The organism is Actinacidiphila oryziradicis (genome assembly GCF_005047355.1).
In the GTDB taxonomy this organism is placed as follows: Bacteria; Actinomycetota; Actinomycetes; order Streptomycetales; family Streptomycetaceae; genus Actinacidiphila; species Actinacidiphila oryziradicis.
The window spans coordinates 269,708-295,718 of record NZ_SUMC01000002.1; the positions used below are offsets into that span (position 1 = coordinate 269,708).

23 protein-coding genes and 4 pseudogenes are annotated in these 26,011 nt (G+C 68.2%); 8 read left to right on the forward strand and 19 right to left on the reverse strand.

Translation table 11 applies throughout. The features are described 5' to 3' along the window. Positions 1-8 precede the first annotated feature (8 nt). The 4 genes from FCI23_RS03630 to hemL all read right to left on the reverse strand — a co-directional run bounded on the left by FCI23_RS03630 (position 9) and on the right by hemL (position 4,228). A complete protein-coding gene (locus tag FCI23_RS03630) occupies positions 9-650 on the reverse strand; it encodes a TlpA family protein disulfide reductase (protein WP_136721953.1) in 642 nt (213 codons plus the stop codon). Positions 651-682: 32 nt separating this feature from the next. Beyond that, on the reverse strand, positions 683-2,002 hold the full coding sequence (locus tag FCI23_RS03635; protein WP_136721954.1) for a polysaccharide deacetylase family protein: 1,320 nt from the start codon (positions 2,000-2,002) through the stop codon (positions 683-685). Positions 2,003-2,121: 119 nt separating this feature from the next. Then, entirely contained in the window at positions 2,122-2,868 is a 747-nt protein-coding gene (locus tag FCI23_RS03640; protein ID WP_136721955.1) for a histidine phosphatase family protein, read from the reverse strand. A gap of 40 nt (positions 2,869-2,908) precedes the next feature. Beyond that, positions 2,909-4,228 (reverse strand): glutamate-1-semialdehyde 2,1-aminomutase, encoded by a 1,320-nt coding sequence (gene hemL, locus FCI23_RS03645; RefSeq protein ID WP_407645922.1) that lies wholly within the window; start codon positions 4,226-4,228, stop codon positions 2,909-2,911. A 100-nt stretch (positions 4,229-4,328) separates the two neighbouring features. Between hemL and FCI23_RS03650 the strand changes: the two genes are divergently transcribed. Further along, on the forward strand, positions 4,329-4,898 hold the full coding sequence (locus tag FCI23_RS03650; protein WP_246143268.1) for a hypothetical protein: 570 nt from the start codon (positions 4,329-4,331) through the stop codon (positions 4,896-4,898). A 66-nt stretch (positions 4,899-4,964) separates the two neighbouring features. Here FCI23_RS03650 and FCI23_RS03655 read toward each other — a convergent pair. From FCI23_RS03655 to FCI23_RS03680, 7 genes and pseudogenes are all read right to left on the reverse strand, one after another. Further along, positions 4,965-6,131: pseudogene (locus FCI23_RS03655) on the reverse strand (tyrosine-type recombinase/integrase); the annotation flags it as partial. A gap of 48 nt (positions 6,132-6,179) precedes the next feature. Continuing rightward, a complete protein-coding gene (locus tag FCI23_RS03660; RefSeq protein ID WP_136721958.1) occupies positions 6,180-6,482 on the reverse strand; it encodes a hypothetical protein in 303 nt (100 codons plus the stop codon). A 156-nt stretch (positions 6,483-6,638) separates the two neighbouring features. Further along, entirely contained in the window at positions 6,639-7,445 is an 807-nt protein-coding gene (locus FCI23_RS03665) for a phosphotransferase (protein ID WP_246143270.1), read from the reverse strand. Positions 7,446-7,515: 70 nt separating this feature from the next. Then, positions 7,516-7,650 carry a hypothetical protein gene (locus FCI23_RS62265; protein WP_265737716.1) on the reverse strand — a complete coding sequence of 45 codons (135 nt, stop codon included), beginning with the start codon at positions 7,648-7,650 and terminating at the stop codon, positions 7,516-7,518. A gap of 2 nt (positions 7,651-7,652) precedes the next feature. Further along, positions 7,653-8,768 (reverse strand): radical SAM protein, encoded by a 1,116-nt coding sequence (locus tag FCI23_RS03670; protein WP_136721959.1) that lies wholly within the window; start codon positions 8,766-8,768, stop codon positions 7,653-7,655. 9 nt (positions 8,769-8,777) lie between these two features. Continuing rightward, positions 8,778-9,332, reverse strand: coding sequence for a hypothetical protein (locus tag FCI23_RS03675; RefSeq protein ID WP_136721960.1), 555 nt, complete (start codon positions 9,330-9,332; stop codon positions 8,778-8,780). Next, the gene (locus FCI23_RS03680) at positions 9,326-9,787 is read right to left on the reverse strand and encodes an ATP-binding protein (protein ID WP_246143272.1); all 462 of its coding nucleotides are present in this window, start codon (positions 9,785-9,787) and stop codon (positions 9,326-9,328) included. Before FCI23_RS03680 ends, FCI23_RS03675 begins: the two co-directional genes overlap by 7 nt. Before the next feature lie 211 nt (positions 9,788-9,998). Between FCI23_RS03680 and FCI23_RS03685 the strand changes: the two genes are divergently transcribed. After that, positions 9,999-11,315, forward strand: coding sequence for a hypothetical protein (locus tag FCI23_RS03685; RefSeq protein ID WP_169316668.1), 1,317 nt, complete (start codon positions 9,999-10,001; stop codon positions 11,313-11,315). On the opposite strand, the gene FCI23_RS03690 is transcribed toward FCI23_RS03685, so the two are convergent. Then, the gene (locus FCI23_RS03690; RefSeq protein ID WP_136721962.1) at positions 11,312-11,848 is read right to left on the reverse strand and encodes an NUDIX hydrolase; all 537 of its coding nucleotides are present in this window, start codon (positions 11,846-11,848) and stop codon (positions 11,312-11,314) included. The genes FCI23_RS03685 and FCI23_RS03690 overlap by 4 nt on opposite strands. Before the next feature lie 357 nt (positions 11,849-12,205). On the opposite strand from FCI23_RS03690, the gene FCI23_RS03695 reads away from it, so the two are divergent. From FCI23_RS03695 to FCI23_RS03705, 3 genes and pseudogenes are all read left to right on the forward strand, one after another. After that, a complete protein-coding gene (locus FCI23_RS03695) occupies positions 12,206-14,128 on the forward strand; it encodes an AAA family ATPase (RefSeq protein ID WP_136721963.1) in 1,923 nt (640 codons plus the stop codon). A 275-nt stretch (positions 14,129-14,403) separates the two neighbouring features. Then, positions 14,404-14,896: pseudogene (locus FCI23_RS03700) on the forward strand (NUDIX domain-containing protein). A gap of 191 nt (positions 14,897-15,087) precedes the next feature. After that, positions 15,088-16,188, forward strand: coding sequence for a DNA polymerase III subunit beta family protein (locus FCI23_RS03705; RefSeq protein WP_136721964.1), 1,101 nt, complete (start codon positions 15,088-15,090; stop codon positions 16,186-16,188). A gap of 32 nt (positions 16,189-16,220) precedes the next feature. On the opposite strand, the pseudogene FCI23_RS03710 reads toward FCI23_RS03705, so the two are convergent. Then, positions 16,221-16,565, reverse strand: a pseudogene (locus tag FCI23_RS03710) (capsule biosynthesis protein CapD); the annotation flags it as partial. Between the two features lie 191 nt (positions 16,566-16,756). Between FCI23_RS03710 and FCI23_RS03715 the strand changes: the two are divergent. Together FCI23_RS03715 and FCI23_RS03720 are read left to right on the forward strand one after the other, a co-directional pair. After that, a complete protein-coding gene (locus FCI23_RS03715; RefSeq protein ID WP_136722028.1) occupies positions 16,757-17,221 on the forward strand; it encodes an NUDIX domain-containing protein in 465 nt (154 codons plus the stop codon). Between the two features lie 483 nt (positions 17,222-17,704). Further along, positions 17,705-18,904: a glycosyltransferase family 39 protein gene (locus FCI23_RS03720; RefSeq protein ID WP_136721965.1), complete on the forward strand. Its 1,200-nt coding sequence runs from the start codon at positions 17,705-17,707 to the stop codon at positions 18,902-18,904. Here the strand turns inward: FCI23_RS03720 and FCI23_RS03725 are convergent. The 5 genes and pseudogenes from FCI23_RS03725 to FCI23_RS03745 form a co-directional block, all read right to left on the reverse strand. Beyond that, a pseudogene (locus FCI23_RS03725) lies at positions 18,901-19,176 on the reverse strand (DUF3152 domain-containing protein); the annotation flags it as partial. The gene FCI23_RS03720 and the pseudogene FCI23_RS03725 sit on opposite strands and share 4 nt — an antisense overlap. Before the next feature lie 104 nt (positions 19,177-19,280). After that, positions 19,281-20,045 carry an ANTAR domain-containing protein gene (locus tag FCI23_RS03730; protein ID WP_136721966.1) on the reverse strand — a complete coding sequence of 255 codons (765 nt, stop codon included), beginning with the start codon at positions 20,043-20,045 and terminating at the stop codon, positions 19,281-19,283. Next, positions 20,042-20,746 (reverse strand): ANTAR domain-containing protein, encoded by a 705-nt coding sequence (locus tag FCI23_RS03735; protein WP_136721967.1) that lies wholly within the window; start codon positions 20,744-20,746, stop codon positions 20,042-20,044. Before FCI23_RS03735 ends, FCI23_RS03730 begins: the two co-directional genes overlap by 4 nt. Before the next feature lie 132 nt (positions 20,747-20,878). Beyond that, the gene (locus tag FCI23_RS03740; RefSeq protein ID WP_136721968.1) at positions 20,879-21,235 is read right to left on the reverse strand and encodes an STAS domain-containing protein; all 357 of its coding nucleotides are present in this window, start codon (positions 21,233-21,235) and stop codon (positions 20,879-20,881) included. Positions 21,236-21,369: 134 nt separating this feature from the next. Beyond that, the gene (locus FCI23_RS03745; protein WP_169316669.1) at positions 21,370-22,038 is read right to left on the reverse strand and encodes an LPXTG cell wall anchor domain-containing protein; all 669 of its coding nucleotides are present in this window, start codon (positions 22,036-22,038) and stop codon (positions 21,370-21,372) included. A 157-nt stretch (positions 22,039-22,195) separates the two neighbouring features. Between FCI23_RS03745 and FCI23_RS03750 the strand changes: the two genes are divergently transcribed. Next, the gene (locus tag FCI23_RS03750; RefSeq protein WP_246143275.1) at positions 22,196-22,438 is read left to right on the forward strand and encodes an SCO5918 family protein; all 243 of its coding nucleotides are present in this window, start codon (positions 22,196-22,198) and stop codon (positions 22,436-22,438) included. Positions 22,439-22,506: 68 nt separating this feature from the next. Here the strand turns inward: FCI23_RS03750 and FCI23_RS03755 are convergent, their stop codons facing one another. Next, positions 22,507-24,369 carry a WD40 repeat domain-containing protein gene (locus FCI23_RS03755; protein WP_136721969.1) on the reverse strand — a complete coding sequence of 621 codons (1,863 nt, stop codon included), beginning with the start codon at positions 24,367-24,369 and terminating at the stop codon, positions 22,507-22,509. Positions 24,370-26,011: the final 1,642 nt, after the last annotated feature.

Consider the following 26,011-nt stretch of genomic DNA (forward strand, 5'->3'; position numbering starts at 1 on the left):
AACGGCCGCTACTTCTCCGCGGCGACGGACCGTACGGCGGAGCTCAACTCGTCCTCCCCGACCGCGTGCAGAATGCGTACCGCGATCTTCCCCTCCCGGTCGATGATCACCGTGGAAGGAATGTCCTGTGGGTTGACTGTGCCTTTGGGGAACTTCAGGACCAGCTTCCCCTCGGGATCGAACAGGCTCGGATATGTGATCTTGTACTTGCTCTCGAACGCCTTTGCATTGGCGATCTGCAAGTCCTGGGTATTGATCCCGAGGAACTGCACACCCTCGGCCTCGGTCGCGCGGAAGACCTTCTCCAGCCCCTTGGCCTCCGCCTGGCAGGGGTCGCACCAGGAGCCCCAGATGTTGGCGACGATCACTTTGCCGCGGTAGTCGGACAGCTTGAGCGCCTTGCCCTGGAGGTCCTCGCCCGTCAGATCCGGCGCGGTCTGCCGCTTCCCCGCAGCGATCCTGGTGGTCAGGCCGGTTCCGTCGATGAAGCTGTTGCCGCCGCCGGTCGGATCGGCGGTCGCACCCGGCGTGCCGGACAGCACCTCTGGCTCGGACGAGCCCTGCTGCGACGACGAGCAGCCGGCCGACACCAGCACGGCCGCTGCGGCGAGCACGGCGGGAAGCACGGCGGATCGGGATCGCTTGCGCATGGCCCGAGTCTTCCACCCCCGGCGCCGACGGATCACACCGGCTTTCGGACGGCGCCGTTCTTCGTGCCCGCGCTGTTCTTCGTGCCCGCGCCGCTGCCCCCGCGCTCGGGCAGAAAGCCCCGCCAGCCCTCCCCCGGCCGCTGCCCCGGTGCCAGCGTGCGGAGCTTCCGCAGCACCGCCGGATCCTGCACGTCCAGCCAGTCGGTGAACTGGCGGAAGGAGACCATACGGACGTCCTGGTGGCCGGCGATGTACTTGAGGGCATCCTCGACGGCTTTCATGTAGATGCCGCCGTTCCACTGCTCGAAGTGGTTGCCTATGAAGAAGGGCGCCCGGTTTGTCTCGTACGCCCGCCGGAAGCCCGCGATATACGATTCGCGCGCCTGCCGCTCCCAGCCCGGGTAGTTGCGGGGATCGCTGCGGGTCGCGTTGACGGACTGGTTGGCGAGCATGTTGTAGTCCATCGACAGCACCTCGAAGTGCCGCCCGGGGAAGGGCACCGACTGCAGTGGCAGATCCCACAGCCCCAGCCTCATCGCCGGCCACGTCTGGAGGCCGCCCGGCGAGCTCGCGTCGTAGCGCCAGCCGAGCCGCTCGGCGGCCGGCAGTAAGTTTTCCTGGCCGAGCAGACAGGGCGTACGGCTGCCGATCAGCTCTTTGCGGTAGTCGAAGGGCAGCGGCTCCAGGTCGTGGAAGCCCGTGTTCGTACGCCACTGTTCGACGAAGGAGACGGCCTGGACGATCTCGCTGTGCCAGTCGTCAGGGGTCCAGCGGCCCACCGAGCCGGAGCCGTCGCAGAAATGGCCGTTGAAGTGCGTGCCGATCTCGTGGCCGTCCAGCCAGGCCAGTCGCACCTGTCGCAATGTGGCCTTGACGTGCTCGTCCGTGAGATAGCCGATGGCGGAGGCGCCCACCGGGTTGTTCGGCGGCCGATAGAGGTGCTTCTTCGACTCCGGGAGCAGATAAAGCCCGGAGAGGAAGAAGGTCATCGCCGCGCCATGGTCCTGGGCGACCTTCCGGAACCGCGAGAACAAGCCATTGTCCAGTTCCGCCGCCCCGTCCCAGGAGAACACGACGAACTGCGGCGGCCGCTGCCCCGGTTCCAGCGGTTCCGGCGCATGCGGCTGGTTCGGCTGCGCGCCGGTGTCCGCCGTGGAGCCGTCACCGATCAGCCGTACCGACGGATCGTTCCTGCGCCCCAGCCCCTCGGCGCGCGCACTCGGGGCGGACGCACTCGGCGCCGGGACGCCCCCCGGCTGCCCCTGCGCCCCGCCCGTCCCGCACCCGGCCACAGCGGCTCCGGCGGCTCCGGCGGCCAGTCCCAGTAGTCCCCTTCGGTTGATGTCGCGCATGTATTCCCCGTCCCTGCTCGCCATGCCCCGTCGTCCGAAAATTCGGACAACGAATTAGAGTGCATGACGGACACTACGGTTCCCGCGTAAAGACGTCACCGGGCGTGCAGGCGGCGCAATTAGGCGCCAAATCCCTTTGATGCCCCCTTGACCGGCTTCGCACCCGCCAGCAGATGCGCCGGCACAAGATCCCGCGCCGGTTCGGAATAGCCGACCGAAATAATCTTGTCGCCCTCATATGTGAATGACGTCAGCGACGCGAGCGTGCACTGCCGTTTCCGCGGGTCGTGCCACAACCGCCGCCGCTCCACAAAGCTCCGTACGGTCCAGATCGGCAGCTGATGGCTCACACACACCGCCTCGTGCCCGCGCGCCGCGTCCCGCGCCGCACCCAGCGCCGCCATCATCCGTACGACCTGATCGACGTACGGCTCGCCCCAGCTCGGCCGGAACGGATTCGTCAGGTACCTCCAGTTCCCCGGGTGCCTCAGCGCCCCGTCGCCGACGCCGAAGGTCTTGCCCTGGAAGCTGTTCGCCGCCTCGATCAGCCGCTCGTCCGACGCCACCTCCAGACCGAGTACCGCAGCGACCGGCGCTCCGGTCTCCTGTGCCCGCTCCAGCGGCGACGCCACGACATACGTGATGTCGCGGCCCGCGAAATACTCGGCGACCCGGTCGGCCATCTTCCGGCCCAGGTCCGACAGGTGGTAGCCGGGCAGCCGCCCGTACAGCACGCCCGTCGGATTCTCCACCTCACCGTGCCGCAGCAGGTGGACGACCGTAATGTCCTTCTTCTCCTGGCTTCTCGCTTCGCTTTTCTCTTCGCTCACGCCACTCACATCGCTCACGCCACTCACATCATCCATGTCGTCTGCGTCACCCAGTCACTCACGCTCTTCCCGCCCATCATTCCGCTGCCTCTGCCGCCGCACGCGCGGCACCCGGCAACGCGGCGGCGATCCGCTCCACGGCCCGCGCATCGTGCGCCGAGGACACGAACCACGCCTCGTACGCCGATGGGGGCAGATACACGCCCTGCGCCAGCATCGCGTGGAAGAACCCGGTGAAGCGGAAGGCCTGCTGGCGCTTCGCCTCGTCGTAATTGGTCACCGCGTCCTCGGTGAAGAAGACCGAGAACATGTTCCCCGCCTTCTGTAGCCGGTGCGCGACGCCCTCCTTGTTCAGCGCCTCGCTCACCAGCCCGGACACCTCCGCGGAAACAGCGTTCACGGTCTCGTACACCGCGTCGTCCAGCAGCCGCAGCTGCGCCAGACCCGCCGCCGTCGCCACCGGGTTTCCGGACAGCGTGCCCGCCTGGTACACCGGCCCGGCCGGCGCCAGGTGCCCCATGACATCCGCACGGCCCCCGAAAGCCGCGGCCGGGAAGCCGCCGCCCATCACCTTGCCGAACGTCATCAGATCCGGCCGGACGCCATCGATCCCGTACCAACCGGCCTTCGACACCCGGAACCCGGTCATGACTTCGTCGGAGATGTACAGCGCCCCGTCGGACCGGCAGATTTCGGCCAGCCCCGCGTTGAACCCCTCCAGCGGCGGCACCACCCCCATGTTCCCCGGCGACGCCTCTGTGATCACGCACGCGATCTCCCCGGGGTGCGCCGCGAACGCCGCCCGCACCGCCCCCAGATCGTTGTACGGCAGCACAATCGTGTCCCCCGCCTGCGCCCCCGTCACCCCCGGCGTGTCCGGCAGCCCGAACGTCGCCACTCCCGACCCCGCCGCCGCCAGCAGCGCGTCCACATGCCCGTGGTAACACCCCGCGAACTTCACGATCTTCGCCCGGCCCGTGAAGCCCCGCGCCAGCCGGATCGCCGACATCGTCGCCTCCGTCCCCGACGACACCAGCCGCACCTGCTCGACGGGCGTGACCCTGGCCACGATCTCCTCGGCCAGTTCCACCTCCCCCTCACCCGGCGTGCCGAACGAAGTGCCCCGCGTAACCGCCGCCTGCACTGCGGCGATCACCTCGGGGTGGGCATGACCAAGGATCATGGGCCCCCACGAACAAACAAGATCCACGTACTCCCGTCCGTCGGCATCTGTCAGGTACGGACCAGTACCGGACACCATGAACCGGGGCGTACCACCCACCGCCCGGAAGGCCCGGACTGGCGAGTTCACGCCTCCAGGGGTCACTGCTGACGCCCGATCGAACAGGGTCTGAGAAACTGGCGCTTCATATGCGTAGGGATAGCTCACACGCACATGGTCTCAAACGCCGGGCGTTGCGCAGCCGCGTATCAACCCTGCATCTGAGACGATGATCGGGTTGCGCGGTTGGGTCTGCGGATGGTCGGGTAGTGAAATGCAGCACGGTGAGGAGCTGGGCGCGGAAACGGGCGACGGCGAGCCCGAGCGCGCCCGCCCCACCGGCAGACGCCGCCGGCAGTCCGCCGAGCGCAAAGCAGCAGCCGCGGAGAGTGGGAACAGGGGTGGCCGAGTGGGGGTGACCTACAAGTATTTCGGCGCACCCGACGGCGCCACCGCCGCACGGGTCCCGATCTCCATGCGTCCCGAAGAGCTCGGGGGCGACGAACTCGGCCACGGCATGTACACCAAGGTCAAGCCGGAGACCATGGCCGCCATGGTCCTCACCGGCATCCAAGGCATACCCCCGGCCAAAGTCCCTCCCCTGGAACTCGTTGTCCTCCACCCGGACTACGCCGTCGTCAAACTGCCCATATCCGTCGTCGAGCCTCTCCGCAAGGCCGGCGAGGAAGAGCTGGGCGCCGCCGCCTTCATCTGGTCCACCGTCCCGGACCGGCGCGGGCCGCGCGACGCCTTCGTGATCTACAAGATGCTGGTGGAATGGCAGGGCTTCGCCCAGCGGTGCCAGGAGGCAGGACACCAGCTGTACTGCCTGGTGTGGCCCTGAGCTGGGGCTTTGCGGTGTACGGGGGCTGATCCGGCGCGGGCTACGGAGTCCCCGGATCTGGCGTTTTCAGGCCGCCAGTGCACATTGAGGGCACATGGCGGATCCTTCCGCCTCGGACGTGCCCTGGGGTGGGCCGAACATCGCTCGGTCGATCGCCCGCCGAGTTCGGATCGCGCTGCCGGGCATGAGGTGGGTGTACGTCCGGAGCGTGAACCCGGGGTCCGAGTGCCCGAGGTACTCGGCCAGCGCCTTGATCGTCTCCCCCGCGTCCAGCAGCACGGAGGCGTACGCGTGGCGTAGTGCATGCATCCCGTCGTCCGGAGCGGCAGCAAAGTACTGCGAGTTCGAGGTACGCGGTGGAATCACGCCAGCCGCCACGAGGGCCCGCTTCCAGTCGCCCTGGTTGAAGACGCTGCGGTTGTACGCCTTGCTCTTCACGTCCGTGAACAGCAGACGGTACGTGCGGAGTTCACCATCCGGCGTGCCCCAGGGCAGCACGACCGCTATGGGCGGGAACTCCTTCATCTGCGCCTTGAGTTCCTTGGCCACCCCGGGGGACATCGGTACGGACCGGATCCGGTTGCCCTTGGGCAGGGCGAAGACCATCTTGTTCCGTACGATCCTTATCTGCCGGTTGACGTGGATCTCCAGGCCAGCGAAGTCGATGTCCTCGACCGCGAAGCCGAAGACCTCGCCCTGCCGCAGGCCGCAGCCGAAGGCGAGCTTGCCGCCGCGCCGGAAGCGCTCGGGCAAGCCGGCGATGACCGCGTGAACGCGTTCCAGCGTCCAGGGCACGATCTTCCGCTTGGTCTGCTTCGGCAGCTTGACCGTGCTGGACCGGCAGGGATTCCGGGTGACAAGCCCGTCTTCGACCGCCGCGTCCAGGATGCCGACAAGGACGTCGTGGATCCCGCTGATCGTGGACGCCTCCAGCCCCACCGCCTGGAGCTGTTTCACCCATGCCTGGATGGTGGACGGCTTGTTGAGGGTCCGGAGCTCGCGGCGCCCCAGGTGCGGCTCGATGTGGTTGCGAACGACGCCTTCGTACCTCTCCACCGTCGTAGGCCCTGCCGTGGCCGTGGAGAGCCACTGCCGGGCGTACAGGGCCAGCGTCACCTTCCCCGCCGACGGGTCGACGTACGTGCCGCCCTTGAGGTCGTTCTCGACTTCGGCAACCCGCACGTCGGCCGCCGCCTTCGTCTCGTAGTTCTCCTTGCGCTGATCCCCGTTGAGACGACCGAACTGCGAGCCGCCGCCAACGAATTCGAACGGGCCACCCGCTCAAAGATCCGCGCCGACCACCAGCAGGCCAGCCAGCTCCGCTATGCGGCCAAGTAACTCCTCCACGAGGTCGGCGAAGGAGACGGCGTCGCGATCCTGCTCTCCAGACTGGTCCTGCTCGTCATAGCTGCAGCCCACTGGCACAACACCCGCCACCACGAACAGCAGACCGCCGCCACCCACCAGGCCCTGATCCACCTCCAGGCCGCCTACGACCACGCCGCCAGCCGCCCCCTCGCCGACCTCACCCGTCGTGCGCCCTCGCCCGAGATCAGCCGCCGCTACGAGACCGTTCTGCGCCAAGCCGTCCCCGACCACGCCGCTCGCAAAGAAGTCAGCTGATTACTGACACGCTGAGGCACCAGATCGAAGACGATCCGCAGGTGGTGGTCCAGCCATCTGGAGCTGAGCTGATTAAGGCCACCCCGGTGAGACAGAGGTGAGCCTTCGGTGAGGTCATCATTTTCCGTCAAGATGCGCCGACCAGGTGTGAGCCGCGGCAGTCATGCTCCCGGTCCAGGAGTCGGGGTCCGCGCCCGCGATCTCATCCCAGATTCGGGTATTGGCCTTCGCGAAGGCCCTCAGAGCTGGCGGTGAGGCAATGTGCCACGAGGGAATTCGTGCGGCCCACGCTTCCGCTGACTCGGGCCCGTGATTTCCGGCGGCGATGAGCCAGATGACCCAGTAGGCCGCGTCGAGCCAAGCGGCTCCGCGGGTGGCCCAGCCCCAGTCGACCAGATGGACACGGTCGGTGATGAGCAGGTTGTGGCAGTTCAGGTCGGTGTGCAGGAGGCTCTCGCCCTCGAAGTACGCCACGGCCGCCGGGTCGTCGACGTAAGACGCGAGGCGCTGTTCGGCCCGCCGGAGCAGGATGTCGGGGCAGGGGATGTCCCCGAGCTGTTGGAGTGCCTGGGCAACTTTGGGCAAGTCCGGTGAGCAGGGACCGTAGTCGGCGTGGTGGCCGTCGACGGTCTCGAAGCCGAGGATGTTCCAGCCGTCGGTGTCGATGTGCCACAGGAGCCTGGGGGCAAGGGGGACGACGTACGGGTTGATGTCGGCCTCGCGCTGCTGGGTCCACACCCACCGGTGATCACTGCGCAGCCCCTTGAGGAAGACGCTGCCGGTCGCGGTGTACACGCGGGCGGACAGTGCACTGTTCAGCCCGGCCGAGACCGCCTCCACCTTGAGGATCGGACCCGTCTCCGCTTCCACGGCGGCAAGGACAGGCTCGGGGAGGTCGTCGAAGGCGACGGATTGGGTTGCCACGATGACAGCTTTCCAGACGGGATGGGGCTCTCCGGCGTGACAAGGGCCGGAGAGCCCCATCATTCATGGGTCAGTTGTACGGGTTGTCGTTGCCGCAGCCGGGCTTGGCCGGCTCACCGAAGGTCTCCAGGTCGTCCAGGAAGACGACCTCCTCGTCCGCCTCGGCAGGCCGAATGGGTGCGATCTGGACCGGGACTGGTGCCATGGTCAGCTCCTTGTCTCTGTGTGCTGGCAGTAACTTGTGAGTGGTGCCTTCGCCTCCTGGTAAGCCTTGGCCAGCGGCCTGCAGACCCGGCAGGTGCCGGACAGCTGGCAGCCGGAGCAGCCACCGGTGCGAAGCATGAGGGAGTCGGCCATGCCGCCCAGTCGGGCAAGCCCTTGGACTCCTTCGGTCAAGAGCGGGATCTGCTGGTCACGGCCGACTTTGCAGATCGATGCCATGCCGAGTGGGTCGACGTGGAAGAAGGTGTGGCCCGCCGGGCAGCCCTTGAAGATCTCGCCCTTGTTGAGGTAGCCGGGCGCCTGCGCGGCCAGGGTCTCGCCGGTGCCGAAGTAGGTGGGCGAGATGTTGGCGTACTCCATGCTGCGGGCCCCGTAGCGCTGGGCCATGGCGCGCATCTGGTCGGCCTCGTGGGCGTTGTGCTTGGTGGTGATCAGCGCGAGTTCCAGCGGAATGCCCGCCTCGCGAGCGGCGCACAGGCCCTTCTCGACCAGCTTGAAGGCGCCCTTGCGCTGGGTCAGTGCGTCGAAGCTGTCGGCGGTCGCGCCGTAGAGGGAGACCGTGACCTTGCAGGGCCGTAGACGCGTCAGCAGGTCGAGCATCCTCGGGTGCGCGAGCCGCGAGCCGTTGGTGAGGATCTCGGTCATCATGCCCAGCTCGTAGGCGAGGCCGTACGCGTCTGCGAAGTGCTTGTCGATCATTGGCTCGCCGCCGGTGAGCTGCAACCACAGGACGCCCGCGTCCCGCAGGATGTGCAGCAGCCGGACCTTGTCCTCCCAGGCCAGGCCCTGGAATTCCTTCAGGCCGAGGTAGCAGTGCTCGCAGGCGAAGTTGCACCCTTTGTTGATCTCGTACGAGGCCCGGCCGTAGCTGTACGGGGACGGGGCGCGGACCAGCACGGTGCCGGCTGCGGATCGTCCGGTGAGATCCAGATCCCAGGCGCGGCAGACGGGTTCGACGAGCCAGGCCGGGCAGTCCTCGCCGGCACCGGCCGCGTGCTTCAGCTCCAGGTACTTCTTGAGCGGGATCTTCAGCGCGGATGGCCTGCCTGGCCGGAGCACGAGGTAACCGTCCAGGAAGGGGCTGGCGATGAGGTCGTGCATGGCGACTCCTCAGAATGTCGTGGGCACGGTTTCCGGAATTTCCGAACCGGCTGGAGGCGACGTGCTTGTATGAGCTGCGCCTGTCCGTACGGCATGTGCCGTGCCGAAGAGCAGACGTCGGCCTTCGAGACCGAGAGCGAGGTAGCTGTCGACGTCAGCCATGGCGGCGATGCGCGCCAGCGGATCGAGGCCGACGATCACGGCAACGTCCGACCGCCGGAGCAGGAGCCGTACCCACCGTGGGTGCGCGGGGAGCTGCAGTCCGTAGCGCGCACCGTTGGTGTGGAGGAGGACGTGTGCGGAGCGCGGATGGAGCGTGAGGCAGGAGCCTAAATCGGCCATCGGCTCCTCGGGTTCGGACATACCGAGAGCGGCGGCGTAGGACCGCATGCGTTGCTCGATAGTCCGGTCGGCGTCTTCAGCGCCGCGCGCCGGGGAGGGCGTCACCAAGACCATCCCTACCGGCGCGTTCGCCGGGTCCAGCCCGATCCATGTGAACGCGCTCAGCGAAACCAGCAGCCCGATGGAGACGTGCGTGTCCTGTTGGGGTGGCGGGGTCAGCATGTGACCGCCGCCGTACGACGAGCAGCCGTCTCGGCGAGCATGAACACCGACCACACGGTCTTTCCGACGGCCTGCTCGTCGACTCCCCAGTCATCGGCCAGTTCGTCCACCAGTAGCAGGCCGCGGCCAGACGTGTCCTCCCACCCTGGCGTCCGGCGTACGGGCTGCCCGCCCCCGAGATCCTCCACTTCGACGCGGAGCTGCTGTGCCGACGCAATGACGCGGAGTATGAAGCCGCATGACGCCGACGCACCGTGCGCGAGCGCGTTGGTGACCATCTCGCTGACGCACAGCCGAATGTCGTCCTGCCGCTCGGCAATGCCCCACCGGCCAAGCGCGTCGGACACAAAGGTCCGCGCGGCACCCACCGATTCCGGGGTGTCGCCGAAGGCTCTCTTGTCGGATTCGGGCGTGAACCGGCCGCTCGTGTGGTCTTCCGTCATGGTCGTCTGCATCGCATCCCCCTTGGGAAGCCGCTGGCTTCCTCGAAGGCGTTCAAGTGGTCTCACCCGCGTCCACTTGGGCGTGTCTCGCGAGCAGCAGCAGCTTCTCTCGGGGGAACAGCAGCGCTTAAGGCCCATGTGATTACCCAACGTGGGTAATCTGGCGGAGCGTTGATTTTCTGCAACGCTGTGCCAAGCGCCCTCGGAGGGAGGGAAGCCGGCCATGCCCAGCTCAAAGGGGCCACACGAACTACCCGTCGCACTCCTGCGCGATCCAGAGATGGTGCGCGCTTGCCGGGCCCGTGACTTTTCGCTGATCTTCCGCCTGGTCCAGCGGCGTGCGGGGATCTACCCCTCCCGGATTGCCGCACTATGCGGGATGACGCCGAGCCGCGTCGGCGAGATCATCAGTGGTCGGCGCAAGCTGGCGCACATCGAGGTCATCGAGCGGGTCGCCGACGGTCTGAGGATCCCGGGCGCCATGCTCGGCCTCGCCCACCGCGCCTGGGAAATCCCACCCCGTGCCGTGGTCGCTGAGCCGGAGCGATCCGCCATCGCACCAGCAAACCGGGCGCAGCCGTCAAGCCAGTCTGAACGTCCCCGGCAGGACGACGTGCTGGCCCTTGTCGACGAAGGCCGCGTCACCCGATCAACCTTGGCCGCGCTCCAGTCATCCATCGAGGACTACTGGAAGCGCGATGACCAACACGGCGGTGCCGGCCTTCGCCCGGCCGTCGTTGGTCAGTTCCGGCACGCCCAGCTACTCATCGGCACCACCACAGAGGGCAGTCTCAAGCGTGGCCTGCAGTCCCTGGCTGCCGAACTGGCCCGGCTCGCGGGCTGGGCCTACTTCGACGCCCGCCAGTACAGCACCGCCCGCTCCTACTTCTCCCAAGCCCTCCGCCTGGCCAAAGACGTCAGCGACCGGCAGTTCATCGCCAACGTCCTGTCCTGCATGAGCCTGCAAGCCACCTACGACGGCGACCCGAACGACGCCGCTGCCCTCGCCTGCGCCGCCCAGGACACTGCCCGCGACACCGCGCCCTCTGCCCTGGTCATGTCGATGCTCCACATGCGCGAGGCGTTCGCACATGCGTCGTTGCGCGACCCGGCCGCCTGCCACAAGGCCATCGCCAAGGCCCACAGCAAGTTTGAACAGGCCGCCGGAGAAGGCCCAGCGCCTCAGTGGGTGCGCTACTTCGACGAGACCAAACTCATCGTCGACACCGGCATCGCCCTCGCCCAGCTCGGCGAAGCCCAGCGGGCCGAACCCCTCATCGCCGAAGGCCTCCGGCGAGAGAAGGGCACCCAGCGGCGCGGCCGTGCCTTCCACGCGCTGTGGCTCGCCACCACCCAACTCCAGCAAGGCGCCCTGGACCAGGCCTGCGACACCGCCAGCATCGCCCTGGACCTGGCCACCCACGTCGACTCGCCCCGCGTCGCAGGCCACGTCCGCGAATTCCACACCCGGCTCCAACCGCATGCCCGCGAAACACCCGTCATCGCCTTCGAAGCCCGCATGCGCGAAGCCTTCGCCTAAACCGCTGTGGCCTCGTCCAATAGCAGGTACAGAAGCCCGATCAGCGACCCGCTGCTAACGATCTCCCGCCGGTCGATCATGCCCCGGATGTCAGCGAGCGGGATCCACTCGATCCGGTCCGACTCGTTCTTCTCCGTCGGCGGCCCCGCGTACGTGGCCGCGTCCGCACGAAAAACGTAGTGCTCGGAGTCAGTAATGCCGTTGGCCGGCTGCCCGTAGATCAACGGCTTAACGCCCTCGACCCGCCAACCGGTCTCCTCCTCGACCTCACGGCCCGCTGCCTGCTCAGGCGTCTCGTCGGCCTCGATCAGACCCATGGGCAGCTCCCACGCCCAGGTGTCCGTGATGAACCGGTGCCGCCACATCATCAGCACCCGCTTCTGCTCATCCACCACCGCCGTGACCGCCAGGTGCCGCATCCGTACGACATGGTGCTCCCAGCGCCGCCCATCGGGCTGCTGGACATCTACCAGCCACAGGTTGACCCAGGGATTGCTGTAGATCTGCCGCTCACCGTGGATCTCCCACTGCATGTGTCCAGCCCCTCTCAGCCCGAGGACTCCAGCATCTCAGCTCCGCCGCTCGCATAAGCTCCCGAAACCGCGCCCATCACCCGCCGCAGTCACGAAGGGCTGATCGTGCGAGGCACTCATGCCGCAAGCGACCAGTTCTCGCGGCCCAAGACCACGATCTGCGGTTGGCGTCGCCTGCTGGAAAACAGCCGCCCGCTCCGTCCAGCGCCGGTTCCACCCCCCCCGCACCGGATTGGTCACCTCTCCGTAATTCCTGACACGATGTCACCCCTCCGGGCTAACATCACATCCGTAGCTAATCGGCTCATCTACCCCACCCTTCTCAGGCATCACTGGACTCTCAGGACACTCCGACTCATGAAGATCAAGCGCGTACGCATCGAGAACTTCCGCTGCCTGCACAAGGTGGACATCGGCCTGGAAGTCATCACGTCTTTCCTGGGACCTACCGGGGCCGGAAAGTCCACCGTGCTGCGCGCCCTCGATTGGTTCTTCAACGGCGAGAAGTCGGTTGGCCTGAGCGACGAAGACTTGCACTCGGCACGGGATGGCCGCCGCATCACCGTGGAAGTGGAGTTCGACGACTTGACGGACCACGACCGTGAGACGCTCGGCCACTACGCGCCTCCAGGGGCCGACAGCGTGATCGTCTGGCGCACGTGGGAGGAAGGCGAAGACAAGATCACCGGCAAGGGCCTCGCCTACCCGCCCTTCGAGACGGTCCGCCAGGAGACGTCGGCGATGGACAAACGTCGGGCTTACGCCCGGCTCCGGGAGGAACAAACTGACCTTGGCCTGCCGTCGGCCGGTTCTGCTGCGGCCGTCGAGGATGCAATGCGCACCTGGGAGCTGGACAACCGGGACCAGCTCACCGAGACGGAGATCGCGGGAACGCACTTCTTCGGCTTCACGGGGCAGAACAAGCTGGCCGAGCTGATCGACTTCGTGTTCGTCTCCGCCGATCTGCGCGCTTATGAGGAGGCCGACGACAACAAAGCCACGTTGCTCGGCCGGATCCTCGACCACGCAGTCGACCGCAGCAAGGCAGCCGAGCAGCTCAGGTCGGTCGAGGAGGGCCTGGCGCAGGAGCGGGAGGAGATTCACTCCAAGGTCTACGGGGAGGTACTGGACAACGTCTCGGCGGAGCTGTCGCGGGAGGTCGCCCAACTCACCACCGGGCGGACCGTGCGCGTCTCGCCCAAGGTACAGATGCCGAAGCCTGTGAGGACCCTCTTCCGGGTTCGCATTCAGGACGGTGCGGCCGATACGTCTGTATACCGTCAAGGGCACGGCTTCCAGAGGGCCCTGATCGTCGCGGCGCTGAAACTTCTCGCCGAGCGCAGGGACCCAGAGGGCGGAACCCGGACGCTATGTCTCGCCATCGAGGAGCCCGAACTGTTCCAGCACCCGGCCCGAGCACGGACCTTCGCCGAGGTGCTGCGCGGGCTGGTGACGACCTCGAACGGCCGCACGCAGGTAATGTACGCGACCCACAACCCCGTGTTCATCGACCACCGCAGTTATCACGAGGTTCGCCGCCTCAGTCATGACCTCACCGATGGTCACCCGACCACGAGGGTGAATCAGGTCTTCGAGGCGGAGCTATGCCGGGCGCTGGAACCGTACGGGGTGAAGGCCGACTCCGTCAGGAAGCATGCCGGCCTCAGGTGCGTGGACACCCTGGCGGAGGCATTCTTCTCTGATGTCGCCGTGCTGGTTGAGGGGGACACCGACGCCGCCATCGTCCTCGGCTGCGCCGAGCGGCAAAACATCGGTCTCGGCTCCCGCGGAATTACCGTCGTCAGCGCCGGAAGCAAGAGCAAGCTAATGCTCTGCCACGCAATTCTGCGTGCGCTGAACGTGCGCTGCTACGCCGTCTTCGACGGTGACGCCGGGATGGGGGAGCGCAGGCGACAAGGGCTGCAGCCCTCCATGGCAGAGGGGGACCGGATCGAGGCACTGCGGAAGATCGACGACGCCGTGCGGAAAAACGTGCAGGACAACACCAATCTGCTTGGCTACCTCGGCGGCCCGCGCAGGGGGGAGCCCGCCGCCGAGTCCACCCCCGAGTACACGGTCTTCCACGACAATTTGGAGGAGCACCTGACGTCCCACTGGCCGGCGTGGGACGCGCGGAAGCGGGAGCTGATCAGAGACGGGGAGGGCTTTGCTGGCAAGAACGCCGCGACGTACCGTGAAGCGGCGCGCACCGCCGATGCCGAGCCGCCGTATTTGCTCCAGGCTCTGTTGGAGAACACGGGAGCGCTCGCTAGGCGTTAGAGCGGCACTGCGAAGCCGGGGCTCACCAGTTCCGCCAGCGTTGGAGGACGGCCCAGGGCACATCCAGGGCACATGAGGGCCGAAAACGCCGGTGACCAGCGTCAACTACTGAAGGTAGTTTTGGCTGGTCACCGGGCAGATCGCGGCAAATCCACAGGTCAGCGCCCCGCCCACACCACTTGCTGGTGGAATGGCAGGGCTTCGCCCAGCGGTGCCAGGAGGCAGGACACCAGCTGTACTGCTTGGTGTGGCCGTGAGCCGGTGCCCGGACGTCCGTGGATGAGCGGGTCGAGCGGGTCGACGAACAGGACCGGGTCCTGGGCATCGTCGACCGTACCGAGGCCATCCAGCGCGGCTGGCTCCACCGCATAGCCACCACGGTCTGCCACGACCCCGCCGGCCGCGTCCTGGTCCACCAGCGACCCGCCGGCGCCTCCCGCTTCCCCGGCCAATACAACATGTTGCTCGGCGGCGCGGTGAACGTGGGCGAGTCCTACGAGGCGGCTGCGGCTCGCGAACTCGCCGAAGAGACCGGGGTGCACGCATCTGTGCGCTTCCGAGTCAAATACCTCTTGCCATGGCGCGATCAGCCCGTACTGGCTCGTCGTGCACGAAGCCGTCATCACGGCTGACATCCACCCCGACCCGGCAGAGATCGCCCGGCACCGCTGGATGACCGAGACCGAACTACGAAACGCCGTCCAGCACTGGCCCTTCGTCCCGGACGGCCTCGACGCGTACGCCCGTTACCTCGCCGCACCCTGCTGAGCGCCGGGTTCAGCGGGTCAGCGGCCCGCCGGTGAACGTAGTGCTTCGAGTCGGTGCTGCCGTTGGCCGGCTGCCCCCGTCTCGTCAACCTCGATCAACCCATCAGGCCCATCAGGCCCATCAGGCCCATCAGGCCCACGGTTGACCCTCGACATGGTCGAGGCCTCACAGTTCTGGGTGTGGAGAGCGAGATGCGCAGTATCGGTGAGGTGGCCCGCGACAGCGGTCTGAGTGTGAGCGCCCTGCGGTTCTACGACCGTGCCGGCGTGCTCATTCCGGCGTGGGTCGACCCGGTGAGCGGCTACCGCTGGTACAGCCCCGAACAGCTTGCGGAGTCGCGGCTACTGGCCCGACTGCGGCGGGTCGGAATGCCGTTGGCGGACATCCGGCTGGTGCTGGCCAGCTGGTCCAGTGCGGACGCCGACCTGGTGCGGAAGCTGCTGGAGGCGCATCTGCGCCGTCTCGAACTCGGGCTGTCCGACGCCCGCCATGAGCTCTCCACGGTCCGAGCGCTACTCGAACGCAGGGAGAACCCCATGACTTTGGTCCGCACCGCCACCGCCCAACTGACCGTCTCCGCCGCTGAGCTGGCCGCCGCGCTGGACGCGGTCCGCTTCGCCGCCAGTACCGACCCTGAGCTGCCGATGCTCGGCGGCGTGCTCTTCGACCTGGAGAGCGAGGCGCTCCACGTCGTGGCCACAGACCGATACCGGATGGCCGTCGCACAAGCCGGTACCACCGGTCACGACGGGACCCGTGTCCAGGTCATCGTGCCCGCTCCGCTCGCGGACGCGATGCGGGCACTGCTCACTGACGACGCGTCCGCCCAGCTCACGGTGGACGGTGACCGCGTGGTTCTGGAGACGGGGGACCGTCAGACGGCCGGCCGGCGCCTCCGCCACGAGTTCCCCGACTACCGTCGCCTCGTCCGCCTACCGGCGGGGCGACGCGTCCTCGTCGATGTGCCGGTCCTCCGCGAGGCGGTGGGAACGGGCCCAGTCCGCGCAAGCAAGGTGCGCGAGCAGGACGGCGTGTCCGTCAGCATCAGCGTGCTCACAGTGACTGCGGACGGTGCGGTGACGGTTTCCGAAGACTTCGAGGAGGGCCAGGACCACGTCGCGGTCAACCGCGACTTTCTGTTGCACGCCCTCGCCGCGGGAGCCCGGGACCAACTCATTGTGGAGTTCGGTGGCCCTACGGCACCCCTGGCGATCCGTCGGCCCGACGCCGAGGACACCTTCTCGATGCTGATGCCGGTTCGCCTGGAAGACCAGCCAGGCGGAAGGGGGTAAAGGACCCACCCTGCCGGCTCGTTGCGCCGGGCTCAGCGGAAGGCGGTGGCGTTCTCCGAAGCCCACTGCTGGAACGATCTCGCCGGGGAGCCGGTGACCCGCGATACCGTATCGCGCACCTGCAGCAGCTCGTCGTTGACATCCCCGCCCATGAGGTCGAGCACCGCGTCCGCGCTCTGGTCTCCCATGAAGGAAGCCATCTGCCGCCGGGCCTCGTCCCGGCTGATCTCGACGAAGGGCACTTCTTGCCCCAGAACAGCCGCGATGGCCTCGACCTGCTGCCGGGGCGGGATCCGTTCCGGCCCGGTCAGTGCGTACGTCCGGCTTTGGTGGCCCGGCTCGGTCAGCGCCACTCGGGCCTGAGCGGCGGATCCGGCAGCCGGCACCTCACCAGCAGACAGCTCCAGCCTTCAAAAGCGCCTGTTTCCCGGGCCTCGTCCCACGGGAAGGAAGCGTCCGAGCGCGCCACTGCGCTGGCGTGCGACCCCGCTCCGCCGACGAATGGATCACTGTGATTCAGCCGCACTCCGGCGTCCGACCGCACGCCTTGGAACCCGCGAACGAGTCGATGACCCTGCTCGTCGCCGCCGTGATCGTCCACGACCAGGACAACCACCGCGTCGTTCTCCTCCAACGCGGCCCCAAGGCCAAATTCGCCCAAGGCCTGTGGGACCTGCCCACCGGCAAGAACGACCCCGGCGAACCCATCACCGAAACGGCGGTCCGCGAACTCCGCGAGGAGACCGGCCTCCTGGTGGACCCGACGTCCCTGCATCTCGCTCACGTCATCCATGGCGCCTGGGGCGTCGAATCCCCCAACGGCTTCCTCACCGTCGTCTTCGCCACCCATGAATGGACCGGCGAGCTCATCAACCCGGAGCCCGACAAGCACTCCGAAGTCCGCTGGGTCGACACCACCGCGATCCCGCAGGAATTCGTACCGTCCACTCGCAACGCGCTCGCCCACTATTTGAACGGCGATGTGCAGGTGACCCTGCGCGGCTGGAATGAGACCGACGGTAGGCGAACGTAGCCGGTCTCCGTTCTCAGACGGCTTGGCCCCGGGGCGGGGGAAGTGGGCGGGGGCCCGGTGGCTGCCCTCCCGGCCAGTGGGTGGGGGGCTTGGGTCAGGTCGGCGACCTCCGCCTCGAACGGGCGTACGCAGGCATGTGTGGGAACATGGAAAGTGCGCTACGAGGGCGTCTGCGCAGGGCTTGGACGGGGGCCAAGCACATCCGGTTCGACTGAGCGGCGGCCGTTGGTTTCGGTGGCGGCACTGGTTCTTCCGTGCCCGGCCGCCTCCGGTACTTCCGTGCCCAGCCTGTCCGGAATTGCCAGGTGCATGTACAAAATATCAAGCGTTTCCTCGCAACCCCGGACGGCTGATCCTCCGCGCAAGGCAACCTCGGACGCGTCACTTCCCTCCTACAGCGCGTAGGAGCTTGGCGCGTCGCCCCGCCACCTGCGGCCCGACCATCAGCGCAGATAGGACGCACTGGACATGTCGATCCGGGAGATGACCACAATCAAGACGGTCGACACTCCGAGAGTCCCACTACCCTCGCAGCGAGTGCGTGCGGCGCTGCGAGACGCGGCACCCGCTCTGCTGGGCTACGCCGCCGTACGCGCCGTCGGCGTGGTGGTGCTCATCTACTGGGGTCACGCGCGAGGCCAGTCGTGGCTCCGCAAGCTATCGACGATATGGGACGCGAACTGGTACGCGAACGTCGCCGTTCACGGCTACGGCCACTCGCTGCCCGCGATGAGCAACGGCCACGGCCCCACCGTGCACAGCAACATGGCGTTCTTCCCGCTGTACCCGGCGGCCATCCGGGTGGTGCGGGCGATCACGCCATTCGACACGCACTCCTCCGCGCTGGCGATCGCCTGGGTGGCCTCGCTGGCGGCGGCGTGGGGCATCTTCGCCGTCGGCTCCTGGTGCTACGGCCGTCAAGTGGGAATCGCGGCCACGTTGCTCTGGGGCGTGCTGCCGCAGGCAGTGATAGAGAGCCTGGCGTACACCGAGCCGCTGTTCACCGCGCTGGCCGCCTGGTCGCTGTACGCCGTACTGACCCGCCGGTGGCTGTGGGCGGGGGTGCTGTGCGCCCTGGCCGGACTGACCCGGCCGAGCGGTGCCGCGGTGTTGGCGGCAGTCGGCTTCGCAGTGGGCGCGGAACTGCTGCGACTCCGGCGGCTCGGGCAGCCGGCCAAGGCGTGGCGCCCCTGCCTCGGATTGCTCATCGGCGCGGCCGGCCTGTTCGGATACGTCGGCTGGGTCGACCTCCGGCTCGGCCGTTGGGACGGCTATCTGGCCGTCCAGCACCAGTGGAACTCGAACTTCGACTTTGGGCACTCCACAGCACGCCACATCGCCGCGCTCCTGCTGCACTCCACGCCGTCGCCGCTCGGCGGGATCGTCGTGACGCTGATCCTGTGCGCGGCAGCGGTACTTTTCGCCCTGTCGTCCGCGAACCGCCAGCCGCTGCCGCTGCTCGTCTACAGCGCGATGCTCATGGTGATGGCCGTGGGGGACACGGGATTCTTCAATTCCCGCTCGCGCTTCCTGCTCCCCGCCTTCCCGCTGCTGCTGCCCCTGGCGACGGGCCTGACCCGGGTGCGCTCCCGGGCCAGCCGAGTCGTCCTGCTGTCTTCGGCGACCATCGCGTCCGCGCTCTACGGCGGCTTCCTGGTCTACGTCTACAACCACGCCCTCTAGGGGGCCGCTGGGCCGCCCAGGTATCTGCCGCTGGGGCTGTACGGCCAGGCGTTGGCCACGCAGCCGTGGAGTCCGTCGATCTGCTGCATCATCGCCGGTGCGGGCTTGCCCTTTCCGGGGCAGCCCTCGTGGCCGTGGCCGATGCGGTGGCCGACCTCATGGTTGATGATCAGCGCCCGGTACTCGTGGATCGGCCCTAGGAACTGCGGTGGGCCGGTGTTCCAGCGCTTCAGGTTGACCATCACCTGACTGCCGACGGAGCAGTTGACCTCGCTGATTGGAACCGGTCGGGGCGCCCTCCGCGTTGCCCCATCTTTCGTAGGTCACTGGTTATACGTCTTATACGTCGCTGCGGGCCGCAGAACTCACGGGCGGTTCACTGGGGCGCCGGCGGAGCGACCACGGGGAAGGGGATCTGGTCGGTGTCGAATCCGCCCTCGATGATCTGGCGGGCGAAGTCCGAGAGGCGCAGGTGCTGCGAGCGGGCGTATTTACGGAAGGCGACAAAGGCCTCGTCGACGGTGGTCTGCCAGCGTTCGGCCAGGACGCCCTTCGCCTGTTCGACCAGGATGCGGCTGGTCAGCGCGGCTTGGAGCTGGCCCTTTTCGACGTATGTCTGTTCAAGGGTCCGCTGTTGCAGGATCGCGATGGTGGCGACGTCGCCCAGTGCCTGGGCCAGCGCGACGCCCTCGATGCCGAGTGGGGGCGCGGGTGCGGCCTGGAAAAGGCTGAGGGCCCCTACGATCCGCGTGCGCAGCCGCAGGGGCAGGGCGTGGGTGACGGTGAAGCCGGATGCCCGGGCGCGGGAGGCGAACTGGGGCCATGCTGCGGTGGCGGTCAGATCGGTGAGGTTGATGTTGGTCCTGGCGGAACCGGAGCGGTAGCACTCCACGCAGGGGCCCTGGGCGTGCTGGAGGGCGAAGAGTTCGAGCAGCCGGGTGTGCTCGTCCGAGGCGGCGATGATCTGCAGGTCTCCGTACTGGTCGGCGAGCAGGATCCCTGCGGCGGACACGCCCAGCAACTCCACACAGCGCGTGGAGAGATTCTGGAGGAAGTCGATGACGTCGAACTCGTCGATCAGTGAGTCGGCCACCTCCACGAAGATCTCTGCCAGACGTTGTTCACGGGCCACTCTGATCATCCCCTTGGGTTTCCGGGCGGATTCGGCCCGTTCATTGCGACGTGAAAACGCAATCGCCTGGCCACCACATCGTGGGCAACATCGTTGATGGGACGTCCGCTGCTGTACGCCGAGGCCCGCAGGCGCAGCAACGCTTCGGGGAAGGGAACATCGAGCTGGACAGTTATCATGCCGGTCGCCTGGTGCACCACAGCTCGTTGAAGCACCCGGGTGGACTCCGCGGGCGCCCAGGAATCCAGCAGGCGTCCGTCGCCGCCGAGGAAGAGCGCGGTCAACACCGCGGACAGCGCGAGGGCGTCCGTGGCCTGCTGCTCGGACATCGGCCCGGAGGAGCGGCGCAGCGCCGTCAGGACACCCACCCGGATGGCCCCGAGCCCCAGGGGAAAGCAGAAGACCGCGCGTACGGGCAGGCCTTCGAGCGTCTGGGCCAGGACCGGCCACCGATCAGGGCGGATCCTGGCCAGGTCAGGCGCCGCCACCAGTTCGCCCGAACGGAGCGCGTCGGGGCCGGGCCCCTCACCGAGCGTGAATTGCGCGTCCTCGAAGCGAACGCTGAGATCTCCGGAACACCAGACCAGCTCCGAGGCGCTTCCCGAGACCGCCAGGGATGCCGCGATGCTGTCCACGCCGAGGGCGGCGGCGCTCGCCACGGCGGTATGTGAGCGGTCCCGCCGGTGCAGCAGGGCCAGGATCTCGGCCATGCGGTCGCTGATCACTTGAGTCCGCCCCGCAGACGCAGGAAAGTGCGGAAAAGCCTTTCGACGGTGTGCCTTCCACTCGCGTGCGTACTCTACCGCCGTGACGGGCCGGGCCCGCGTGTCCGACCGTTCGCGTCACAGAGGCGCCATGTAGGCCCGACCACACTGGGCTTCGTGAACGCTGATGTAACGCGGGAACAGTGCGTTGAGGCGGGCCGCGCGGAAGAGCAGCTCGATGCTGGGGTGCGTGTAGACCACCCGCGTCCATCCCCCGCGCTTCTCGTTCCGGTCCCGCACGGCACACAGCTCGCCCAGAGCGCTGCAGTCCATGAAGGACACCTCGCTGAGGTCAACGACCAGCCAGGGCAACGGGTTTGCGTCTCCCGGGCCTCGCAGGTCGGCGGCGAACGCCGGCGCCGTCATCAGATCGAGTTCTCCGATGGCCCGGACCACCCGACAGGGCTGCATGAGGACCGGGTCCAAGGCACCCATCCGATTCATCTCCTTCTCCTGCTCTTCCTGAATGAGGAATGAGGTTGCGAAGGAAGCCGGGTTCACGGGCGCCGCAATATCCAAATGGTAGCCCATGCACGGCCGTACACGGAGTAAATGTCATATTTCACAATCTAATGACCACTTGTGATCAGTTGCGCTGCCCCGGACCGCGTCGCTCGAGGGCGCGGGAGGCTCGGCGTACGCCATGCGCGGACGTACGCCGAGCAGCTCCACCCGGCCTCTAAGTTGTCGCCGGCCCGACGGCGGCGCAGGGCGAGGAAACCGCCGGCGATGGCCAGCATGCCGGTGGCGGCGACGGCCGCGATGTCGCCGGCGCCGGTCTCGGCCAGGTTGCCACTGGTGCCGCCCTGCGGCTTGGTGCCGTCGGCGCTTGCGGCGGTCGTGGAGGGGGACTCGGTGGCGGTGCCGATCTCGGACGTGGACGCGGACGCAGAGGCGGAAGGGGAAGGGGAAGGGGAAGGGGAAGGGGCGGAGGAAGAGGCCGAGGAGGAGGCGGTAGCGGCCGGGGCCTTCATGGCGGCGGCGGTTGCCGCGGCACGGGTGAAGGCCAGGGTGCCGAAGCCGAGATGGTCGAGGCCGCCGCCGGTTCCGTAGTCCCCGCCGCCGCCCTCGGGCCTGACCTTGGCGGCCATTTCGCTCGCCTTGGCCGGGGCGGCGAACGCGGGAGCGGTACCGGCGCCGATCACAGCGGCCCCGATCCCGGTCGCTCCGGCGATCCGCAGCAGGCTGCGGCGGCTCATCATGCCCCGGCTGATGTCCTGACCCACTGACTGACCCACTGATTGGCTCCTGTGTCGGATTCGGTCCGTACGTCACAGGAGACGGGCGTGCGGACCGGGGATAACAGAAATCGCTGCGGTTCCGCCGAATCGTGGTTACCGGCCTGGACGTGAGACTGTGGGGCTACGGCTCCATTCGCCTTCCACTTGTTGAGGCATGATGCGTGTCACCATCGCCCGTCGGCACTTCTACCTCCACCCGATCGAGGTGGAGCAGGCGATGAGCGGAGTCAAGCCCGAGTCCGCCTCGGGTGCATCGGTCAAGATCGGTGGCATCGCGTATCCGGTGATGCAGGTGGGCGCGGCCATCACACACCAGGACCGGCGGGACTTCAGCGCCCGTGAGGTGTACCTGGCGATGAAGACCCTGGGTTTCTCCTGCCGCACGGCGCCCTCCTGAGCCCTTCCAGGCGCTGCTGCCGGGTGCCGGGCCGCCGCCCGCGGCCTCTTGGCGCCCAGGCGTAGCGCTTACGTCGGTACGTTCCACACCCGCACCGTGCGGTCGTCGCTGGCGGTGGCGAGCAGACGGCCGGTCGCGTCGAACGCCATGGCGTTGACCCGGCCGGTGTGCCCGGTGAGCGTAATGAATCCGTCGTGGGCGTCGGTACGCCACAGCCGCACGGCGCCGCCCGCGCCTGCCAGGGCGACGGTGGGATCGGCGGGGCTGAACGCGAGGGGGCCGTCCCAGCGCAGCCGGGAGGCCAGGGTTTCCTGAGCGGTGCCGGTGTCCCACCACCGCACCAGGCCGTTTCCGCTGACGGCGGCGAGAAGGCCGCCGTGCCTGCTGAACGCGACGGCGCCGTTGAGCCCGGGTGTCGAGCTCTTTTCGGAGGGCAGGGCGGCGAAGGCGGCTCCTTTGCGGAGGGGACTCACCGTGTACAGCTGGACGCCGCCGGCGCTGTTGACCGCGGCCAGGGTGCCGTCGGAGGGGTTGAACGCCACACTCCTGACGGATTCCCCGACAACGTACTGGATCTGTTGGTAGGAGTCCCCGGCCCACAGATAGATGCCGCCCTGGCTGTCGAGGACGGCGAGGATACGGCCTCCGGGATGGAAGGCCAGCGTCCGGATGAAGGCCGACTTCGCAATGGTGAGGCTTTTCAGCCGCCGCCGGCCCTTGACGTCCCACAGTTCAACAGCGCCGTAACCGGTGGCGATGGCGAGTCCGCGGCCGTCCGGCCGGAAGGCGAGCACGGGGGCAGCCACGAATCCGGTGCCGCTCACGGGCCATCGCTGGAGGATGCTGTTCGCCCGGTTGCCCCAAAGCCGTACGGTGCCGTCCGCACCCGCGCTGGCGAGCAGTTGGCCGCCCGGCTGGAACGCCACCGCGAGCACCGCGGATTCGTGTCCGGCCAGGGCGGTCCGGGACATGTCCTTGGGCCAGGGGCCGGTGAAGGCGGTCACCGCGGCGACGGAGGAGGCGGCCCCGGCGGTGAGGACCAGGCGTCGTCCGACGGGACGGCCCGCCGGCCCGGCCGGCGGCCCGGCGACTGCGGGCCCGGCGCCCCATTGGGCGGCCAGCGTCTCCTGGAGGCGGATGTGCCGGAACTGATACATCCCGCCGGACTGCCGCAGCAGCTCCCGTTCCCGGGCGTCGGCGAGAAAACTCATCAGCCGCCAGGGCAGCCGGCCACGTACCGCCAGAAGCAGCCGGACCAGGACGAAGCGGGGCCACGCCCGGGTCAGCAGCACCAGGAGAGCGAAGACGGTGGCGGGGAGCAGCACGGCAAGCCCGAGGACCAGCGGGAGGCGGTGCCCGAAGTGCCCCAGCATGAGGTCCCAGTGGTACTCCGCGAGGAGGCTGAGGTCGGGGTCGCCGGGCCAGCCGGGCCAGTCGGTGAGCGCCCCGCTGATCAGGCTTCCGGAGAGGGTCCCGGCGGTCCATCCCAGCAGCCCGGTGGCGGCGATGACGGTCCCGGCCACCAGCGCTCCCACAAGGGAGGAGCGTCGGTCCTGGATGACGGACCACCCCGGGCCGGCCTGGCCCGCGCGGGTCGGTGGGGCGTCGAGCCAGTTGTGGGCCGCGAGGGCGAGGCCGACCACGGCGGCCATGGCGGCGGAGACCATGAGCATCTCGCAGTAGAGCTCGATGGAGGAGAAGGACCAGAGGCCGCCGACCGCGGAGAAGGAGTAGATGACGGCGAAGCCGATCAGCACGGGTACGACGGAGACCGAGGTCAGCGCCAGGCCGGTCCTGAATCCGCGCCGCAGCCTGCGCCAGGAGCCGCGGGCCGCCAGGGACACCCGGCCGGGGGCGGGGTCCGCGGAGCCGTAGCAGACGACCGTGGCGAGGACCGCGAAGCCGCCGCCCACCAGGGAGGGCCAGCACATTCTGGAATTGGTAGTCGCCGGTCGCGCCGTTGACGAACACCGCCCAGACCGCCGAGACGATCATCAGGACCAGCCCCACACCGATGCCGATGCACGGGGCGACCCACAGGGACAGCAGCCGCTGGCTCATCCGCCACCACGCCAGTTCGCGCTCGCGGTGATCGTGGAGGTATACGGCCAGAAAGGTGAGCCACTGCCGGGCCTGCACGGCCGTCCATCTCCCCCGGAAGGCCCAGAGCCCGTCGTCGGGCTGGCCCGGGAAGAGCGGCACCGGGGCGTAGGCCGCGTCGACCAGCCGGTCGGTGAGGTGGTCCTCCACCGCGTACCGGCAGTCGAACCTGGCGGTGTCCAGCAGCTCCGCCGGCTCGGCCCCGCTGCGCTGGTAGACGATCTGGGCCGCCGACATCATCAGGGGGGTGGACAGCGCGGTGGCCACCGGGCTGCCGGGCTCGGACCGCAGATGGTCGAAGACGGCGTCCCAGCCGATGCCCGCCGGCCATTCCATGTCCCCGAGATACGCGATGACGTCCTCCGGCAGCACCGGCGAGACCTCGATGACCGGCGCCCGGCGCAGCACCGGTGCGCCGCCCCGGATGAGGTCCTCGTATTCCGCGGCCCGGCAGGTGACCGCGATGGGGCGTTCGGCGCCGATCACGTGGTTGATGGCCCGGACCGCGCTGCGGCGCGCCGGCTCGGGGATCTCGTCGAGCCCGTCGAGTACGGGCAGCAGCAGCCCGTGTCCCATCAGCGTACGTGGGATCTCCTCGCGGCCGTTGTAGTACGGGACGGCCAGCGTCCTGACGATCCAGTCGTCCAGCGACTCACGCACCGGGTCCCAGGACGACACCGGCAGCAGCACCGGCACAGGGCCGCCCGCCTCGCGCACCGCCAGCATGCCGAGGGTGAGCAGGATCGCGAGCGCGGTCTTGCCGGCCCCAGGTTCGCCGAGGACCACCAGCCGCCGGTTCGGCAACTGCTCGTACCCCTGGGCCAGTTGCCGGATCACTGTCTCGAACCTGCCCTCGAGCCGGCCGTTCAGGCGCATCCGCAGCACCCTGGCGGCCGTCCCCGGCGGTCCGGCGGAGTCCGGATCCGGCAGGTCGGTGACATTCCGGGTGGTCGCCGACCAGGCCAGGGGCAACACCCGGGGGCTGCGCAGCCTGAGGATCTTCGCCTCGTCCAGCCACTGCTCGTTGAGCGTCAGCGCCAGGTCGTCGGCGAGCGCGGCCGGATCGGGCGGGGTCCGCTCCTGCCGCAAGGGGCCACCCAGGACGGGGGCCAGCGACAGAAATCCCAGAAAAAGACTCGCCACGCTGGCAATTGAGTTGTTGGTGTCCGCATTACCGGTCGTCATCATCCATACGGCAAGGCCGGTAAACGAGGACGCCGCGGCGGCAAAAACGCAGCGGCGGATGAGCCGATACCGTCGTTGTCGCGAAGAGTCCCAGGTCACGGCACCATGGTGGGCGTTGTCAGGCCTCCGGCGAAGCCCCTTGGCAAAAAGGTCACTCCAAAGCCTGAATGCCCCGCTCCGGATTCCGCTGCCGCCCGGGGCGTACGTCAGCGGTAGGCGGCCGGGCCGTGTCCGGCCGATATCGGGCGGCCCTTTCGCCGCCGCCGTGCCCATGATCGTCCGGGGCCG

Bases quoted from the DNA above. Each gene is read 5' to 3' on its own strand.
- FCI23_RS03630 (WP_136721953.1), bottom strand. From the start codon at position 650: ATGCGCAAGCGATCCCGATCCGCCGTGCTTCCCGCCGTGCTCGCCGCA.
- FCI23_RS03635 (WP_136721954.1), bottom strand. From the start codon at position 2,002: ATGCGCGACATCAACCGAAGGGGACTACTGGGACTGGCCGCCGGAGCC.
- FCI23_RS03640 (WP_136721955.1), bottom strand. From the start codon at position 2,868: ATGGATGATGTGAGTGGCGTGAGCGATGTGAGTGGCGTGAGCGAAGAG.
- FCI23_RS03650 (WP_246143268.1), top strand. From the start codon at position 4,329: ATGCAGCACGGTGAGGAGCTGGGCGCGGAAACGGGCGACGGCGAGCCC.
- FCI23_RS62265 (WP_265737716.1), bottom strand. From the start codon at position 7,650: ATGGCACCAGTCCCGGTCCAGATCGCACCCATTCGGCCTGCCGAGGCG.
- FCI23_RS03670 (WP_136721959.1), bottom strand. From the start codon at position 8,768: ATGCACGACCTCATCGCCAGCCCCTTCCTGGACGGTTACCTCGTGCTC.
- FCI23_RS03675 (WP_136721960.1), bottom strand. From the start codon at position 9,332: ATGCTGACCCCGCCACCCCAACAGGACACGCACGTCTCCATCGGGCTG.
- FCI23_RS03680 (WP_246143272.1), bottom strand. From the start codon at position 9,787: ATGCAGACGACCATGACGGAAGACCACACGAGCGGCCGGTTCACGCCC.
- FCI23_RS03685 (WP_169316668.1), top strand. From the start codon at position 9,999: ATGCCCAGCTCAAAGGGGCCACACGAACTACCCGTCGCACTCCTGCGC.
- FCI23_RS03690 (WP_136721962.1), bottom strand. From the start codon at position 11,848: ATGCAGTGGGAGATCCACGGTGAGCGGCAGATCTACAGCAATCCCTGG.
- FCI23_RS03695 (WP_136721963.1), top strand. From the start codon at position 12,206: ATGAAGATCAAGCGCGTACGCATCGAGAACTTCCGCTGCCTGCACAAG.
- FCI23_RS03705 (WP_136721964.1), top strand. From the start codon at position 15,088: ATGCGCAGTATCGGTGAGGTGGCCCGCGACAGCGGTCTGAGTGTGAGC.
- FCI23_RS03715 (WP_136722028.1), top strand. From the start codon at position 16,757: ATGACCCTGCTCGTCGCCGCCGTGATCGTCCACGACCAGGACAACCAC.
- FCI23_RS03720 (WP_136721965.1), top strand. From the start codon at position 17,705: ATGACCACAATCAAGACGGTCGACACTCCGAGAGTCCCACTACCCTCG.
- FCI23_RS03730 (WP_136721966.1), bottom strand. From the start codon at position 20,045: ATGATCAGAGTGGCCCGTGAACAACGTCTGGCAGAGATCTTCGTGGAG.
- FCI23_RS03735 (WP_136721967.1), bottom strand. From the start codon at position 20,746: ATGGCCGAGATCCTGGCCCTGCTGCACCGGCGGGACCGCTCACATACC.
- FCI23_RS03740 (WP_136721968.1), bottom strand. From the start codon at position 21,235: ATGGGTGCCTTGGACCCGGTCCTCATGCAGCCCTGTCGGGTGGTCCGG.
- FCI23_RS03750 (WP_246143275.1), top strand. From the start codon at position 22,196: ATGATGCGTGTCACCATCGCCCGTCGGCACTTCTACCTCCACCCGATC.
- FCI23_RS03755 (WP_136721969.1), bottom strand. From the start codon at position 24,369: ATGTGCTGGCCCTCCCTGGTGGGCGGCGGCTTCGCGGTCCTCGCCACG.